The organism is Streptomyces sulfonofaciens, from assembly GCF_014656295.1.
Taxonomy (GTDB): Bacteria; Actinomycetota; Actinomycetes; order Streptomycetales; family Streptomycetaceae; genus Streptomyces; species Streptomyces sulfonofaciens.
The window spans coordinates 32,660-48,799 of record NZ_BNCD01000013.1 but is presented as its reverse complement, the minus strand read 5'-3'; the positions used below and the strand labels follow the sequence as shown (position 1 = coordinate 48,799).

At 71.2% G+C, this 16,140-nt stretch carries 12 protein-coding genes and 1 pseudogene; 6 read left to right on the top strand and 7 right to left on the bottom strand.

Going from position 1 to position 16,140, the window contains the following annotated elements; translation table 11 throughout:
• Positions 1-36: 36 nt before the first annotated feature.
• Positions 37-1,041 (bottom strand): ArsR/SmtB family transcription factor, encoded by a 1,005-nt coding sequence (locus IE313_RS21085; RefSeq protein ID WP_189934559.1) that lies wholly within the window; start codon positions 1,039-1,041, stop codon positions 37-39.
• A 156-nt stretch (positions 1,042-1,197) separates the two neighbouring features.
• Between IE313_RS21085 and IE313_RS21080 the strand changes: the two are divergent.
• A pseudogene (locus IE313_RS21080) lies at positions 1,198-2,182 on the top strand (aldo/keto reductase).
• Between the two features lie 261 nt (positions 2,183-2,443).
• Here the strand turns inward: IE313_RS21080 and IE313_RS21075 are convergent.
• Positions 2,444-3,040: a TetR family transcriptional regulator gene (locus IE313_RS21075; protein ID WP_189934557.1), complete on the bottom strand. Its 597-nt coding sequence runs from the start codon at positions 3,038-3,040 to the stop codon at positions 2,444-2,446.
• 778 nt (positions 3,041-3,818) lie between these two features.
• Between IE313_RS21075 and IE313_RS21070 the strand changes: the two genes are divergently transcribed.
• Complete coding sequence (locus IE313_RS21070) at positions 3,819-4,700, top strand: alpha/beta fold hydrolase (protein ID WP_189934555.1); 882 nt, start codon at positions 3,819-3,821, stop codon at positions 4,698-4,700.
• 175 nt (positions 4,701-4,875) lie between these two features.
• Complete coding sequence (locus IE313_RS21065) at positions 4,876-5,595, top strand: SDR family oxidoreductase (RefSeq protein WP_189934553.1); 720 nt, start codon at positions 4,876-4,878, stop codon at positions 5,593-5,595.
• Between the two features lie 593 nt (positions 5,596-6,188).
• On the opposite strand, the gene IE313_RS21060 is transcribed toward IE313_RS21065, so the two are convergent.
• Positions 6,189-7,055, bottom strand: coding sequence for an alpha/beta fold hydrolase (locus tag IE313_RS21060; protein ID WP_189934550.1), 867 nt, complete (start codon positions 7,053-7,055; stop codon positions 6,189-6,191).
• A gap of 267 nt (positions 7,056-7,322) precedes the next feature.
• Here IE313_RS21060 and IE313_RS21055 point away from each other — a divergent pair, with 267 nt between their 5' ends.
• Positions 7,323-7,907, top strand: a complete 585-nt coding sequence (locus IE313_RS21055) for a CGNR zinc finger domain-containing protein (RefSeq protein ID WP_189934548.1) — start codon at positions 7,323-7,325, stop codon at positions 7,905-7,907.
• A 48-nt stretch (positions 7,908-7,955) separates the two neighbouring features.
• On the opposite strand, the gene IE313_RS21050 is transcribed toward IE313_RS21055, so the two are convergent.
• The 3 genes from IE313_RS21050 to IE313_RS21040 form a co-directional block, all read right to left on the bottom strand.
• Complete coding sequence (locus tag IE313_RS21050) at positions 7,956-8,414, bottom strand: zinc-binding dehydrogenase (protein ID WP_189934546.1); 459 nt, start codon at positions 8,412-8,414, stop codon at positions 7,956-7,958.
• A gap of 44 nt (positions 8,415-8,458) precedes the next feature.
• Positions 8,459-9,460, bottom strand: a complete 1,002-nt coding sequence (locus IE313_RS21045) for a zinc-binding dehydrogenase (protein ID WP_189934544.1) — start codon at positions 9,458-9,460, stop codon at positions 8,459-8,461.
• A gap of 1,046 nt (positions 9,461-10,506) precedes the next feature.
• A complete protein-coding gene (locus IE313_RS21040) occupies positions 10,507-11,727 on the bottom strand; it encodes an ROK family transcriptional regulator (RefSeq protein WP_189934542.1) in 1,221 nt (406 codons plus the stop codon).
• Between the two features lie 871 nt (positions 11,728-12,598).
• On the opposite strand from IE313_RS21040, the gene IE313_RS21035 reads away from it, so the two are divergent.
• Complete coding sequence (locus tag IE313_RS21035; protein ID WP_229924824.1) at positions 12,599-13,834, top strand: sialidase family protein; 1,236 nt, start codon at positions 12,599-12,601, stop codon at positions 13,832-13,834.
• Positions 13,835-14,082: 248 nt separating this feature from the next.
• Here IE313_RS21035 and IE313_RS21030 read toward each other — a convergent pair whose 3' ends face one another.
• On the bottom strand, positions 14,083-14,472 hold the full coding sequence (locus tag IE313_RS21030; RefSeq protein WP_189934540.1) for an alpha/beta fold hydrolase: 390 nt from the start codon (positions 14,470-14,472) through the stop codon (positions 14,083-14,085).
• A gap of 695 nt (positions 14,473-15,167) precedes the next feature.
• Here IE313_RS21030 and IE313_RS21025 point away from each other — a divergent pair.
• Positions 15,168-16,106 (top strand): oxidoreductase, encoded by a 939-nt coding sequence (locus tag IE313_RS21025; protein WP_189934538.1) that lies wholly within the window; start codon positions 15,168-15,170, stop codon positions 16,104-16,106.
• Positions 16,107-16,140 lie beyond the last annotated feature (34 nt).

Below are 16,140 nucleotides of genomic sequence, written 5' to 3'. Positions count from 1 at the left end.
CCGACCCACCGCACAGGCCGGCAGGCACGGCCGACCTCAGAACACCGGTGGTCCGGCGGAAGGCGCTTCGCTGCCGGCGGTGAGCTGCTCGCCCAGCGGTGTCCGCAGGTAGCGCAGCCGTCGGCCGATCCGCTCGGCGGCGACCAGGCCGGCGTTGCGCAGGATGGTCAGGTGGTGCGAGGCGGTCGCGGGGGCCAGTTCGAGTGCGGCGGCGACCTCCCCGGTGGTGCCGGGCGCGGCCAGCAGGGTGAGCACCGCCGCCCGGGTGGGGCCGAGCAGGGCGGCCAGGGCGGACCCGGGTTCGCCCTGCCTGCCCGGGCCCAAGAGGCGGCCGTATCCGCGCGGCGGGTACCAGAGCGCCCGGCCTGTCGGTGCTTCGGTCATGGTGTGCACCAGCGGGCCGGCGAACCCGGCCGGCAGCAGGGCGAGCGGATGCCCGTCCAGTTCCCAGTCCCGGCTCTTGGCATGCGCCAACCGCAGCGCCGCACCGTCCCAGTCCAGTTGCGGATGCAGGTCCTCCAGCAGGGCGCGCGGGCCCAGCTCGGCAGCGGTCCGGGCGCGCTGTGCGATCTCCGCCTCGGCCACCGCGCGCACCCGGGGCCAGATGGGGGCGATCGCCAGCCGGAAGTACCGGCGGATCTGCTGGATCAGCTCGGCCAGCCCGCCGGCCGGGTCGGTGGCGAACCGAGCGATCTGCGGGGGTGCCGGGTGGCCGGCCCACGCGGTGGCGACTTCCGCGGCGACCTGATCCAGCGGGGTGGCGGCCAGTACCCGCACCTCCTCCTCCAGGCTCGGCCGTGCGGTGGCCGGGACCGGGGTGAGGAAGTCCGGCACGTAGCAGGCCGGGCCGCAGACCACCGCCAGCATCGTCTCCAGGCCGGCCCGGGCCACCAGCGGTCGCACCCTGGTCCGCCAGGAGCCGTACATCCGGAACCTGTCCGGCTGGTTCAGCGCGAAACTGCTGGTCACCACCTCGACCATGGGCGAGTGGGCGAGCCTGACCCTGGTCAGGTCGGCCGCGGTGAAGGCGATCCGGAGCACGGTGGTATTCGAGCACAGTCGAATGGTTGGCCGACAGCGGGCCGTCGACCCTACGGTCGGCACCCGGCCGGGCCCGGAGCGGCGTTTCCGCGCTCGACCGCATCCAGCACTCAGGCTCTGGTCCGGGCCCGCACCGGGCAGACAGAACGGATTCCCATGAAATACCGCACCATCGGCACCAGCTCGCACACGCGCCGCGATGTCAGCGTCCTGAGTCTGGGGGCCATGCTCTTCGGCACCGCGACCGACGAGGCCACCTCGTTCGCGATTCTCGACCGTTACGTCGAGGCCGGCGGCACGTTCATCGACACCGCGAACAACTACGCGTTCTGGGTCGACGGGACCCAGGGCGGTGAGAGCGAGGCGCTGGTCGGACGGTGGCGTCGCAGCCGCGGCATCGGCCGGGAGGTGGTGATCGCCAGCAAGGTCGGCGCCAGGCCGCTGCACCCGGCCACCACGTTCACCGACGACCTGGAGGGCCTGTCGGCGGAGGTGATCAAGGAGCAGGCGGAGCGGAGCAGAGAACGACTCGGCGTGGAGAGCATCGACCTCTACTACGCGCACCTGGAGGACCCGAGGACGCCTGTACGAGACCGTGGAGGCGTTCGCCGAACTGGTCGCGGAGGGCACCGTGGGCATCGTCGGCGCCAGCAACCACTGGATATGGCGCGTCGAACGGGCCAGGAGGCTGGCCACGGCGGCCGGGCTCCCCGGCTACGAGGTCCTCCAGTACCACCACAGTTACCTGCGGATGCGCACCGACATGCCCAGCCTGCGCTCGGTCGACGGCAACCTCGGCGTCGTGTCCGGCGATCACCTCAGCTATCTGCGGGAGACCCCGGACCTCGCACTCGTGGCGTACTCACCACTGCTCGGCGGCGCCTACGTGCGGTCCGACAAGCCGCTCGACCCCGAGCACGACCACCCCGGTACCCCGGCCAGGCTCGCGGCGCTGCGCGAGGTGGCCGCGGACACGGGAGCGACCCTCAACCAGGTCGTGCTCGCGTGGCTGATCGGCGCCGAGGTACCGGTGATACCGCTTGTCGGTGCCTCGTCGGTGGCGCAGCTCAACGAGAGCCTGGCAGCCGTCGACCTGGAACTCACCGTCGAGCAGCGGACGAAACTGGACGCGGCGACCTGACCGACCGGGGCCCGTGACCGCGGCGGGCGCGGGCACCGGGAAGCGCCCGCACGGTCGGCCGGTTTCGAGTCGGCTCACGAACCGCGCCGTCCCCGGTCTCCGGCTCACGAACCGCACCGTCCCCGGGGTCCGCGGGCGGTTCGGGGGGAGGGTCCGGCCGGGTCCAGCGCACGGAGGCCGGCCGCGCGGACCGGGTGGGGTCGAGCTGTTCCGACCACCGGCAGGACTGCGCCCCGGGCGGCTGCCCAGGCGCCGGCGCCGCTATGCGCGCAGGTCGTCGTGGACGACCTGGAGAATCATGTCCGACAGCTTGCTGCCACCCGTCGCCCGCGCCAAGGTGAGCGCTCCGACCATGGCGGTCAGATCGAGGATGGCCCCCCGAAGGGCCTCGTCCGTCTCCTCCCCCTCCCCCTGCGCGGCACCGGTGCGCAGGGAGGCAAGGGCCCGGAGCGTCTCCGCGGCTCCCCTCTCGTACTCCTTGCGCAGTGGGCTCGCGTCACCGGCCCGGGCGGCGTCACTGGCCAGCGCCGTGTTCGCGCATCCGGTGCCCGGTGAGTCGCGGTGCTCCACCGACAGGTACTCCCTCAGCAGGGCGTCGCGCGCCTGCGCGGCCTCGGGGAATTCCTCCGCCAGTCGGCGCATGCGCTCCAGCAGCTCGCCGAACGCGACCCCGGCGGCGATGCCGAGTAGTTCGTCCTTCGACGCGAAGTGTTTGTAGAACCCGCCCGGCGTGAGTCCGACGGTGGACATGATGTCGCTGAGGCTTGCCCCCGAGCCACGCTCGCGCAGCAGCCTGGCCGTGGCGTGCACCACTTCCTCGCGGTGTCGCGCGGCGTCGGCCCGTGACGCTCTGCTCATAGGTGCTCCGTTTGCCGTTTCCACTGACACGAGTGTAAAGATTATTCTAGTACTCTAACGCGGACGCCGACCCCCGGCGCCGGGGATGCCGACCCGGCACCATGGTGCCCACCCCGCACCTCGCCACCGTGATCGCCGAGGGTGTGGGTCGGATCACCCGCGACAGCGACTCGGGTCCGCCACCTCTGCTTGACACATGCCCCTCCTGCGCATACGCACCATGCGCCCCCGCCTGACGCGCGGCGCCCCGGGGCCCGTGCCGTACCGCCGACGGACGTTCCCGCAGGCCGGGCACACGGCGATCCGCTCCGGGCCCGCCCGAGTCCGGCCCACCGAGTGGCGCCAGGTCGTTCCGTTCCTCCGTCGCATCCACCCGCGGCCGTTCTTCCGTCCCGCCCGCCTGCAACCACCCTTCCACCGCGCTCTCCTGCGGCCGCCCCGGTACAGGCGAAAGGCAGGAGGAAGGAGCCAGGGGCACCACTCTTCCCGATCACCCGTCGACACCCACGCCCCTGGGCTGGTCGAGGTCAGCGCGGGTTGCGGGTCGGCACATCGGGCCGCAGAAGCTTCGCAGCCATACCCGTTTAGAGTATCGGTATCATATAGAGTATGGTTGCCTTCTAATCGGGACCGCCGACCGCACTCCCGCGTCGGGTCAGGCCCGTGGTCGCGAAGGCGCGCCCGCGCGCCACTCCCACCCGGCGTCCACCGACCGCCGCCCCAAGGACAGCGCGTGCCGGCGCACCCGCCCAGCACTCGAAACGGACGGATCCTCTCCATGCCCTCAACAGAGACCGGTGACGGCCAGCACACAGCCGTGACGGCACCCACACTGCACCTGGAGGTCGAAGGCATCAGCTACGCCTACCGGAAACTCGGTCCCGCGACACCCGAAGACGCCACCCCTCTCGTTTTCCTCCAGCGGTTCCGCGGCACTCTGGACGACTGGGATCCGGCGTTCGTCGACGCGATGGCCTCGACGCGGACCGTCGTCCTCTTCAGCGACGCCGCCGTCGGGTCGTCGGGAGGCAGGCCCGCACGGACCGTGGACGAGAAGTCGGACAACGCGGCGGCCTTTATCCGGGCTCTCGGGTTCTCCCGGGCCGATGTCCTGGGATTCTCCATGGGCGGGTTCGTCGCGCAGGCAATCGCGATACGCGAGCCCGACCTGGTGCGGAAGGTCGTTCTTGTCGGTACCGGACCCGGGGGAAACCCGGAGACGGAACCGCACACCGACATCGTCTTCGAGATCGCCGCCCATCAGGTCTACGACTTCGAAGACACCCGATACCTGTTCTTCTCCGAGGGACGAGACGTGGAGACCCGGGAATCCATGGAGCGTATTGCTTCCCGCGTCTCCCGTGAGCCGGCCGTGCGCGCGGAGTCCGACGTCACGCAGGCGATGGTGGATCTGATCTTCGCTTTCATGTCAGGTGAGAGCGGCCACCACAAGCTGCTCGGGCGACTGCGACAGCCCACGCTGATCATCTCCGGCGACAACGACCCTTTCTTCCCGGTCAAGAACCAGTGGCTGCTCCACCGCGAGATCAGTGACGCACGGCTGGCCGTCTACCCCCTCGCCGGCCACGCACCGCACCACCAGCATCCACAGGCGGTAGCCGAGCAGGTCAGGAGCTTCCTGGACGCGGCACACGGTTAGCACCCGGAACGCGCCCGCCCGACCGCCGGCTTTCCGCACACTCGCCGCGGGGACGCCGCATCGCGAACCCCGGCGAGAACCGGATCCCCCTTCCTCCCCTCGTCGACCTGATGTGCACCCCACCCCTCGTCGACCTCACGTGCATTCCGCCCCTTCTCATCAAGGTTGAAGAATCATGGAAATCAAGAACGCAGTCGCCGTAGTAACAGGAGCAAATCGCGGGCTCGGCCGCCATCTTGCCGCCCAGCTTGTCGAGAGGGGGGCCGCCAAGGTCTATGCCGCTGTCCGCAATCCGGCCTCCGTTGACCTGCCGGGCGTCGAGGCACTCCGTATGGACATCACGGACCCGGACTCGGTGGCGCACGCGGCGGCCATCGCGGCCGACGCCAACCTCCTCATCAACAACGCGGGCATCAGCACCCATGTCGACCTCGTGCAGTCGGACATCGGAGACATTCGACACGAGATCGAAACGAACTTCTACGGTTCCCTGCACGTCACAAGGGCGTTCGCGCCCGTACTTCAGGCCCGGGGCGGCGGCGCCATACTGAACGTGCTGTCCATCCTTTCCTGGGCGCATTATCCCGGTTACGGCTCGTACAGCGTCGCCAAGGCCGCCGCATGGGCCATGACCAATGTGGTGCGCCAGGAACTCGCACCGGCCGGTATCGACGTCACTGCGCTGCACGTGGGCTACATGGACACCGACATGGCCGACTACGTCGACCCGTCGAGCAAGACGGACCCCGCCGCGGTCGCACGGCTGGCCCTCGACGGTATCGAGGCCCGGGCCCTGGAGGTCGTCGCCGATGACCGGACCCGAACCGTGAAGTCGGCTCTCGGGGGTGACCCGAGCCTGCTGTACCCGGGGCTGCCGGCGGAAAAGGGAGAGTGACGGCCCGCCCGGAACGTGCGGACGACGGGTCGGCACCGGATTCGATCACGGCCCGCTCGCCACGTCCGCGGATCCGGTCGACCAGTGCGTCGCCGATCGCCACGACCGCGGAGACGGCCGTGCAGCGCTCTCCCGCCGAACCGTGGGCAGTGGGGACGGCGGCAGTTCGCCGCATCGTCAAGGGCGGCTTCGGGACACCAGCGTGCGGCCCCGACGCCGCCCAGCGCCTGCACCCGCGCTCCTTGTGCGGACGGCCAACGACGAGACGCTCCACGAGCCGGGCACGGCCGACGGCGGCCGAGCCCGAGCCCGCGGCCGTGGCCTCGGGGTCGGGCTCGGGCTCGGCCGCCGTCGGACCCGCAGTGATCGGAGGCGCCGGGCCGGTGGCCACGGCGGACGCCCCGCCCTCGCCGATGCCGGCGCCCGCCGCTCCCGGAGCCGCCGGTAGGACCGCTCCCGGAATCGCAGGTGGTGCCGGCGGCTCCGCCGTGCCCACCGGCATGCCGGCGCTCGCACGAACGCGTGCATGCGTCCGCGCGAGTGGCAGCGGGGCCGGATCAACCGAATGAGCCGGACCAGCCGGACCAGCCGGATCAGCCAAGGAAGGCGTTGACCTCGGCAGCGAACTCCGTCGGGTACTGACTGATGAAAGCGTGGCCCGCATTGGCATAGACCGAGACCCGCGCATGGGGAATGTGCTCCCCCAGCAGGTACGTGTTCTTGGTGGGAACCATCCGGTCGTTGTCCCCGCCCGCGACCAGGGTGGGCTGCTTGATGCCGGCGAGGCGGTTGAGCAGGGTGGCGTTGGGGATGCCCCACTCGATGATGGCGTCCAGTTGGGCGGTTCGGCAGGCCACACTGATCGGCTCGTCATGGTTCTCAGTGCGGGAGAAGATCCGCTGGAGTGCTTCCCAGCCCTTGGCGACGCTGGTCGGGGTCTTCTCGAAGAACAGCTCGATGACGTCGTTGCCGTCCTGCTCAGGACGGGTGGCGGCTGCGTGGATCGCCGGGTCCGCGTATCCGTGCATCCCCTCGCCGCCCTGCGGTCCGGTGCCGGCGAGGACGAGCCTGCGGATGAGGTGCGGACGGAGCAGGGCGACCTCCTGGGCGACGAAGCCACCCATGGAGAACCCGAAGAGATCGATCGTGTCCAGCTCCAGCGCCTCGGTGAAGGCAAGAACGTGGCGTGCCATCTCGGTGATCGAACGAGGCGTCGTTCCCGTCGAACCGCCGACCCCGGCATTGTCGAACAGGATGACCTCACGCTCGACGGCGACGGCGTCGACGAGCGCGGGGTCCCAGAAGTCCAGGTTGCCGCGGTAGTGCATGAGGAACAGGAGGGGCTTGGTGCCGGGCCGCGGAGTCCCGAACCTCCGATAGGTGTACCTCACGCCGTTGGCCGCCTCGGCCACCAGGTTCGGTGCGGACAACTGGCCGATCTCGACCGTGCTCACGGACATGGCGGGACCCTTCTTTAGATGATGGCCATCATTTAGATGATGACCGTACTCTAACACTCGGATATCCCTCCGCCAACCGGCCGGGAGGAGGAGCGGGGGCGCAGGCGAATGGCCTCGGGCAGCGAGGTGCTCGGGCCGCGGGGGGTCGGAACGGTCACCGACGCAGGCGCCGACGCAGACTCCGGGGCGGCGACGGCCGGGCCAGAGCCGCACCCCGGACATGTAAGTGTTTTCCTTCTTTAGGCCATGTTGGCTACACTGCCGCACATGGCTGCAGACCCCACCCCGAGCGCACTGCGGTCCGAGGTTCCGGCCGCCGCGCTGGCGGTCGTCGAGCTGCTCAACTCACGGCCTCATGCGACGCCGCTGTCCGCCGACGCTCTCGACGACCCGCAGGCGGCGAAGAGGATCACCGGGCTCTTCACCCCCGCCGCCGAGGAGCACTCGTCGGGGCGAAGGCTGACGCGGGTCAGGGAACTGCGGTCCGATCTGATGGCGGCCGTCACGGCCGCGGACGCGGACGAGGCCGCGGCGGCTTGGGCGGCCTTCACGGAACACGTCGCAGCGGCCCGGTTCCGGCAGGTGTTCACCGCGGACTCGGTCGAGCAGCGCCAGGAGGCGGGGAATCCGGTCGTCGGCGGGATCGCCCTCGCCGTGGCGGAGCTGGTCGTCTCGGGCGCCTGGCGCCGCATCCGGCTGTGCGCGAACAAGGACTGCACCCACGCCTTCTACGACCTCACGCGCAGTCGCACCCAGCGGTGGCACTCCTACGAGGTCTGTGGGAACCGGTCCAATGTCGCCGCCTACCGCGCACGCAAGTCGAAAGCCGCCCCGCTTTCGGCGGGGCGTTGACGTGCCGGGTCCGCCCGAGCGGACCCGGCACGCGATACAGAGTGGGGCTCAGGCCGCCATGTCCAGCACGATGCGGAACCGGGCCGCCCCGGCCATCATGCGCGTGAACGCCCGCGGCGCCTCGGACAACGACATGGCCTCGGTGTACGCGCGGATGCCCCGGCGCTGGACGAAGGCCAGGTCGTCCTCGTTCTCGATCGCCGAGCCGACCATGCCGCCGACGACGGTCCGCGTCGGGAACAGCAGGTCGGCACCGTCGACCGTGAGCGGTTCACCACCACCCCCGAGGACGATCAGCCGCCCGTGCGGTGCCGGCCCGGGAACCAGCGGCGACATCGACGCCGAGTCGGCGGCGGTTGCGATGACGGCGGCCGCACGGCCGAGTTCCTGAAGCACCGCGGCCGGGTCCTCGTCGGTGCTGTCGATGTGGAGCTCCGCCCCCAGCTCCTCGGGGAACCGCGCTCGACCTCGGCGAACCGTCCCGAGGCGACCTCGACCGCACGACATGAAGACACGCGTCTCCTGCACGGAGCTCGATGACGGCGAAGGGACTACGACGCCGCGCCGGAAAGGCGGATCAGGACCTTGCCGGAACGCTCGGGTGAGGCGTCGCGGGACAACGCGTCCTCGAACCGCTCCAGCCCGTGGACGGAGTCGACCGGTACGGCGACGGCCCCGCGGGCGATGAGGTCGACGAACCCACCGACGGCCTTCTCGATCTCGGCGCGGGGAGCCTGGCGGAACCAGTTCACAACCCAGACCCCGCGAAGAGCCAGCTCGGCGAAGACGAGATCACCGAGCGGGAGCACGGGTGCCGCACCGTCGACGGACGAATAGCTGACGACCGTTCCGCCGGCCTCCAGCACGGTCGCCAGCCTTCCAGTGGTGTCGCCGCCGCCCAGTCCGTCGAGCAGCAGGCGCAACCGCTTGTCGCCGAGTGCCGCGGCGACCCGCTCGCCGACGTCGTCACCGTCGACGAACACCAGGTCGGCGCCGGCCGCCTTCGCTTCGGCCGCCGCCCGCTCACTGCGCACGACGCTGACCGTCCTGACGCCCGCCTCCCTGGCCAGCGCCACGACCCACCGGGCCACGGCGGAGTTGCCCAGGGTCTGCCCGATCCAGTCCCCGGGCCTGAGCCGGACGTACTTGGTGAGCATGAGGTGGGCCGTGGCCGGGTTGATCGTGGCCATCGCGAGCTGCAGGCCGTCGACGTGCTCCGGTACGACCACGACGTTGCGGGCGGGCACGACCACCTCCTCCGCCCACAGCCCCTGCTCGTAGGTGCCCAGCACGACGACGCGCTTTCCCTCCAGCGACGTGTCGGCACCGTGTCCGACCTCGACCACCCGGCCAACGCCCTCCGACCCGATGGGGCTGGGCAACTGCGGCTGCACCGGGTACCAGCCGTTGGCGAACAGGTAGTCGACGGGGTTGACCGGCGCCGCCTCCATCCGCAGCCGCACCTCTTTGGCGCCGACCGGCGGAACCGGGGTTCGGGTGAGCCGGGCGTTCGCACCGGGGTCGCCTATGCCGGTCAGGATGACCTTGTTCATCGGAATCCCTTCCACACCAATCCTGAAGTATGTGCCATGCCTTAAACGACCCTTACTCGCGCCGGCTGCGAGCACCACGCGAAGTAAGAGTCTTTAGCAAGTAGAGCATGTCAATCGAGGTTAGATGGTAACGGACATATATCGGTCCACCGGTGCCCGGCCCGCGTGCGTGCCGCCGGGGTCGCCCCTCGAGAGGCGCGCCGGCGGCCTCGCCCCCGGCCACCGCGTCCGACGGGACCCGCTCCGGCCGGACAAGATCGCCGCAGGGCTCCCGGCAGGCCGCGAGGTGATCGGCGAACAGGGGCAGTCGGACGGTTCGCGGCTCTTCCGACCGGTCGTCCGTGACCGTTACGGCGACGAACCGGCCCGCCGAGCAGGCGTGGCGGTGTGCCTTGTTCAGGGACTCGGGTTCGCGTTCACCCTGGTGGCGCCGGTGTACTCCCGGGTCACGGCCTCCGGGTACGCGACGGTGAGTGCCCTGTGGAATGCCGCCTACGACGCGGGCATGGGCATCGGCGCGGGTCGGCTTCGGCGTGGTTGCCGACTCGACCGGCTGCCCCTGGGCGTTCGCCCTGACCGCGCTCCTGCTGCTCGCGGCCCTCGTCCCGGGCCGGGGGGAACGGACGGCGGCGCGCACACCACGTGCGACGGCCGGGGAGGGCCCGGCACGCGCTCTGGCTGCTGCTCCGACGGGGAGGGTTCGCCGGGTCGGTGATGGCGGCGGTCGGATGTGCGGTGACGTCCGCCCGGTCGTCGGGCGTGCGGTGGCAGCGCCCGTCCGTGGGCGCAGGTTGACCGGGCAGGAGCGGCAGGAGCGGCAGGAGATCGCGGGCCGGGACAGCACCGGTTCGGTGCGCCACCGGCGCACGACGGCGCTGCCGGCCTCGGCCGGGGGGAACCGTGCGCCGGTGGTCGCGCCGCTGGTGCGGGCCACCCACCACCGCGCCCACGGCGTCCGCTACTTCCACGGCTGCCGACTTCCGCCGCCGTCACCCCGCCGCCGCCCGCGAGCAGGAATGGTCCGCCAACCCGTCGAACGTTGCCGGTCAGAGCACCAGGGCGCGCATGCGTTCGGCGAGTGCGGCGGGCGACCGGGCCAGGATCAGCGCCGCGGCGCCGAGGACCTCGGCGCGATCGCCGAGTACTCCGGTGATGACCTCTGCCGTGGTGGCCGCGCCGACCAGACTGTGCCGGTGGATGGTGGCGCGGATCGGGTCCAGTAACACCTCGCCCGCCGCGGCCAGCTCACCCCCGACGACCACCAGTTCGGGGTTGAGGAGGTTCACGACCGCTGACAGGGCGAACCCGACAGCCTCACCGGCGTCGGCCACGGCCCGAAGCACCCGCCGGTCGCCGGCCGCGATCAGGCTGAGCAACTGGTCGCCGGTCGGCCGATCGATGACATGTTCGAGCTGCCGTGCCACCGCGACGGGGCTCGCAACCGTCTCCAGACACCCTCGGTTGCCGCACCGGCAGATCATGCCGTCGGGCTTGACGCAGACGTGGCCGATCTCACCGGCGATGCCGCGAGCGCCGCGGTAGGGCTGGCCGGCGAGGATGAGCCCCGCGCCCACACCGGCCGAGAGCCGGATGTAGGTCATCTCGTTGACGCCCTGACCAGCGCCGAAGACGTTCTCGCCCAGGGCGCCGACGTCGGCGTCGTTGGCCAGTTGTATGGACACGCCGAGCCGCTTGCGCATCTCGGTCGCCGGGACGATGCCCTGCCAACCCGGGAGGACGCCGTCCGCCCTGATCTCGCCGGTACCCGGATCGATCGGCGCGGCCAACCCGATGCCGGCGCCGAGCACCCGCTGCGGGGCGACGGCCGCGTCCCGCAACGCCTGCTGGACCAGGTCGTGCGCGAGGTCCAGCGTTGCCGACGGCGCCTCGTCGACCTGCGCCAAAGACCACTGCTCGGCGACCGGTTCACCGGCGAGATCACAGATGATCACGCGGACGTGTTGGTGGCCGATGTCGATGCCGATCGCGAATGCCGCGCTCGGCACGAGTGAGAGCAGCGTGGGCCGTCGTCCGGTGCCGCGGCGGCGTTGCTCCTCGTCGGGAGCCTCGCGCTCGCGGATCAGCTCGGCGCGAACGAGTGCCTCGGCCACGCTCGACACGGTGCCGCGCGACAGTCCGGTGCGTCTGGCGATGTCGGTCCGGCTGCAGCCCGGATGGAGGTAGATCGACTCGATCACTCGCAGCCGGTTGAGGTCGCGCACGCCGAGCGACGACGGTGGAGGTGGCACGCCTGCTGGCTGGTTCACGGGGAGAAGGTTAGTTCAACGCCGATGCCGTTGAGATCGACACGGCCCGAAGTCGGCTGCCGCCCCAACGGCGGGGCTCGATCAGGTTCCGTGAGTGTCCTGGACACAGGTGACGCCCAGGATGGCGCGTGCTCGTCGTGGTTCGTCGCGGATGGCCCGGGTGGTTTCGGCGATGTTCTCTGCGCCGAGGGCCATGAGCACGCCGAAGGTCTGGTTGCCGAGGGGCCATGGCTCGCGGCGCGGCCCCGTTGGACGGTGGAGGTGTCCCCGGCGAAGGCGGCGTCCGTGATGTGGTGGAGGTCCGCGGGCTGGTCCGGTGGGCTTCTGGGCTGCTCGCGCCGACGACGGTTGCACACCGCCACCGCTGCGGATGACGGCGGCGCGTATGCCGAGGGCCGCCAGCAGCCCCCCGTGGCCCGCGCCCCCCATTCGGTCAGCTCGTCGATGCTCCTGGCGACCGAGACGACCGCACAGGCGCACCGGCAGGGTCGCCGTCACCGCTACCACCGGCCCAGTCGGGAGCGCGGGTTGAGGAGCGAGTCGAAGCTGGGGTGCGGGCCGGCGACCCGACAGGTGTCAGCGGACCCGGCTTCACCAGCCCGGCAGGGCTCGGGGAGGGCGCGGCGGCAGGCACCGGACCTGCTCGTGATCCAAGGGTGCGGACACCGCGGTGGTCACCAGACCGCGTCCGCACCGCCACCCGCCCATTCCGGCAAGGATTCGCACAACCACTCAAGATGATGGCGCCCTGGGCGTGACCTTCTTTCAGGTTTTGCCTAAAGAACCCACTTTCTAGGCGCAGTTACCGTTGACTCGGCACAAAGTTGCACCTAACGTTCCGAGCCGCCGATCAGGAGAGCGAAGGAGAACCATGCAGAATGCTCGTGACTCGCGGTGGATCGCGTCCACCGATGGACGGCAGGCGGATGGTGCGGCCGACCGGGCAGGGCGCCTGAGGCGCCGGGCGCTGCTCGGGACAGGGGGAGCCGCGGTCGCGGCGCTGACCCTGGGCAGGGCGGGATCGGCGGTCGCGGCGCCGATGGGTTCCGGCACGTCGCGGGGCGAGGCTGCCTTCGGTCCGGTCACGGTGGCCGACCCGCCATCAGGCGCCTCGTACGCGCGAGCCGTGCGGCTCAGCGAGCAGAGACCGGGCGGATCGCAGACTCTGCTGGCGACGTTCCAGCAGCGCGGCTCCGGGCAGCCTGGCGGGTTCGCGATCTTCCGGAGCGACGACGACGGCCGTACCTGGCGTCAGCAGAGCAACGTACCCGGCAACGGCGAGTCCGGGAGGAGGTGGTTGCAGCCGTTCCTGTACGAGTTGCCGCGCGCCTTCGCCGGCCTCCCGAAGGGCGCGGTGTTGTGTGCCGCCAACTCAGTGGATTCCTCCAGCACACGAATTGTGCTGTACGCGAGCACCGACCGCGGCCTGACCTGGCAGTTCCTGAGCACGGTGGCGGAGGGCGGCGCACCGGTCGCGCAAAACGGCTACACACCCGTGTGGGAGCCGTTCCTGCTGCTGCACCGCGACCGGCTCGTCTGCTACTACTCCGACCAGCGAGACCCGGGGTACGGGCAGAAGCTGGCGCACCAGACCAGCGGGGACCTGCGGCACTGGGGCGCGGTGGTCGACGATGCCGTGGGCACGGACTACAGCCAGCGACCGGGCATGACCACCGTCGCGCAAGTGCACAGCAGTCTGTGGATCATGACCTACGAGTTCGGTGTCACAGACACCTACTACCCCGTGCGCTACAAGCTCGCTCGGGATCCGGAGTCGTTCGGCCCGTCCCCGGCGCAGGAACTCCTCGACCAGGACGGGTACGCCCCGTCGGCCGCCCCGACCGTGGCGTGGTCGGACTCCGGCGGCCCCCTGGGCACCATCGTCGTCAGCGCCAACAGCGACCAGGACTTCTTCGTCAACCGGGCCCTCGGTGATCCCGGCAAGTGGACGCGGTTGTCCTCGGCCATGCCGGCGGGCTACAGCCGATTCACCATCCCGCTGGCCGGCCCGGGATCGTGGCGCCGGCCAGGGCTCGCCTTCGTCGTGACCGGCGCACCCTACGGCGAACAGGCTCCGATCCAGGCCGGCGTCATACAGCTCGACTGACGGCGCACCGGCCTCGTTGGACCGCGGATCCAAGCGGTCCACGCCTGCTCCCGCGGCGCCCACGGCGCCCGCGGGAGCAGGCCGTGCCCGCCGCTACGGCTCATCCGGCCGGCGCCGGTCGTCGCCGGGGCGGTGAACACCGGGGTCCGCCGGGTGCGGTGACACGCCGTGCGGGGTCGCGGGTGCCGGGGTCGGCCGGCTGCACGCCCGGGGAGCGGGAGGTCGCCCCGCCGTACCAGCAGCGACGGTCAGCGGCTCCGAGGCAGGAACGCATCGAGGTGTTCGACGAGGGCCTCCGGGGCCTCCTCGGGGATGAAATGACCGCATGCGGGGATCTGGAACCCCCTGACGTGCTCCGGATGCGCGGCATAGGTCTTCCACATGTCGAGCGTCGGCATACGGGCCGGCAGCCCGACCGATCCCCACAGGGCCAGGACGGGCATGTCGAGGCGCCGTCCGGCTTCGAAGTCCGCGTCGTCCAGGGCGAGGTCCGTCTCCTGCGCCCGGTAGTCGTCGAGGCTGGCTCGCAGGGCACCCGGACGGCTGAACGCGCGCACGTACGCGTCGACGGCATCGTCCTCCAGGCGGTCGCGGCGGAAGGCCCAGCGCTCGAAGAAGAACTCGAGATAGCCGCGCACGTCGCGGGAGACCAAAGCCGGTGCCGGCCCGGGTGCAGTGCAGCCGCACACCGTCGATGTGCTCGACGGTCCGCTGTGCGGCGGGGGGAAAGGGTTTCACGTGATCCTCCGCTCTGCGTGTCGGGCAGTGGCCGCGCCGGGCGAGTCCGGTGCCGATACGGCGTCGCGAGGACAGACGGTTCCTGCCTGCGTCGACATGGAACGTCACCGCGGGCGGGTGCCGCATCGGACAACCGTATGCATCCGGCAGCGCCGTGGCCCGATCAGCGGCCCCGTCCCCGGCCAAGCGCCCCGCCCTTCGCCCATGGGCGACTCACAGATACAGGGCCCGTACATCGCCGGGTGCGCAGCCGGTGGGCAGCGGCCTCGCCGAGCATGCCGCCGCCGCGCACGCGCGCGCTCCGCCCCGGGCCGGGTACGGCTTCACCCCCGGCACCGAGGAGGCGTTCACCGACCGCGTCGGGCGGGGCGTCGCCGCCCGGGAGTGGTTCGTCATCGCCCGGACACCCTGGCCCGTCCGGACGCCCTGTAACTGGGCAACGACGCCGTCGAGGAACTCGGCGCGCTGATCAACACCAACGGCCTTGCGCCCTTGCCCCCGGTCCGGAGGTGACTTGGCGCCGCCGCCCTACCGTGGTTAATATCATTCACTACAAGGTAAATGGCATTCACCACGACTGAGCCCTGGAGCCACCATGCCCCGTGCGCACTGGACCGCCGCCGACGTGCCCGACCAGCGGGGGCGCACCGCCGTCATCACCGGCGCGGCCTCCGGCATCGGATTCGAGGCGGCCCGCGTCCTGGCTGCCCGCGGGGCGGCCGTGGTGCTGGCGGTGCGGGACGTGGACAAGGGCGCCCGGGCGCGGGCCGGCATCCTCCGCGAGGCACCGGACGCGCACGTGGCGGTGCAGCACCTGGATCTGGCCTCGCTGGACTCGGTGCGGGCGGCGGCCGAGGAGCTGCGGGCCGCCCACCCCCGTGTCGACCTGCTCGTCAACAACGCCGGGGTCATGCGCGCCGACCGGCAGACCACCGCCGACGGCTTCGAGTTGCACTTCGGCACCAACCACCTCGGGCACTTCGCCCTGACGGGGCTGCTGCTGGAGGGGATGCTCGACCTGCCGGGCTCGCGGGTGGTCACCGTCAGCAGCGCGGACCACCGCCGGGGCGGCCCCCTGGACCTGGACGACGTCCACGGGAGGGCACGGGAGTACGACAGGACCGTCGCGTACGCCCGTTCCAAGCTGGCGAACCTCATGTTCACCTATGAGCTCCAGCGCCGTCTGACGGCCCGCAACGGCAGCACCGTCGCGGTTGCCGCGCATCCCGGCGGCGCGGACACCGAGGGGTCCCGTGAGGCCGTCGAGAACTTCAGGCCCTGGGCCCGGGTGGCGTTCCGACTGATCGTCCGGCCGCTGCTGGTGCAGCCCTCCGAGCGGGGTGCGTGGCCGACCCTGCGCGCGGCCACGGACCCGCAGGCCCGAGGGGGCGAGTACTACGGTCCCGGCGGGTTCCTGGAGAGCAAGGGCTTTCCCACGGTCGTCCGATCGAGCGGGCCGTCGCACGACCCGGAGGCACAGCACCGGCTGTGGGCGCTCTCCGAGGAGCTCACCGAGGTGGGGTTCCCGGTCTGAAGGCCGCACGCTGCCCGGGCACGACGAGGTCGCC

Excerpts from the sequence above, each read along its gene's own strand:
- IE313_RS21065 (WP_189934553.1), top strand. The coding sequence starts at position 4,876 with ATGGAAATCAAGAACGCAGTCGCCGTAGTAACAGGAGCAAATCGCGGG.
- IE313_RS21035 (WP_229924824.1), top strand. The coding sequence starts at position 12,599 with ATGCAGAATGCTCGTGACTCGCGGTGGATCGCGTCCACCGATGGACGG.
- IE313_RS21060 (WP_189934550.1), bottom strand. The coding sequence starts at position 7,055 with ATGTCCGTGAGCACGGTCGAGATCGGCCAGTTGTCCGCACCGAACCTG.
- IE313_RS21055 (WP_189934548.1), top strand. The coding sequence starts at position 7,323 with ATGGCTGCAGACCCCACCCCGAGCGCACTGCGGTCCGAGGTTCCGGCC.
- IE313_RS21075 (WP_189934557.1), bottom strand. The coding sequence starts at position 3,040 with ATGAGCAGAGCGTCACGGGCCGACGCCGCGCGACACCGCGAGGAAGTG.
- IE313_RS21050 (WP_189934546.1), bottom strand. The coding sequence starts at position 8,414 with ATGTCGTGCGGTCGAGGTCGCCTCGGGACGGTTCGCCGAGGTCGAGCG.
- IE313_RS21025 (WP_189934538.1), top strand. The coding sequence starts at position 15,168 with ATGCCCCGTGCGCACTGGACCGCCGCCGACGTGCCCGACCAGCGGGGG.
- IE313_RS21045 (WP_189934544.1), bottom strand. The coding sequence starts at position 9,460 with ATGAACAAGGTCATCCTGACCGGCATAGGCGACCCCGGTGCGAACGCC.
- IE313_RS21070 (WP_189934555.1), top strand. The coding sequence starts at position 3,819 with ATGCCCTCAACAGAGACCGGTGACGGCCAGCACACAGCCGTGACGGCA.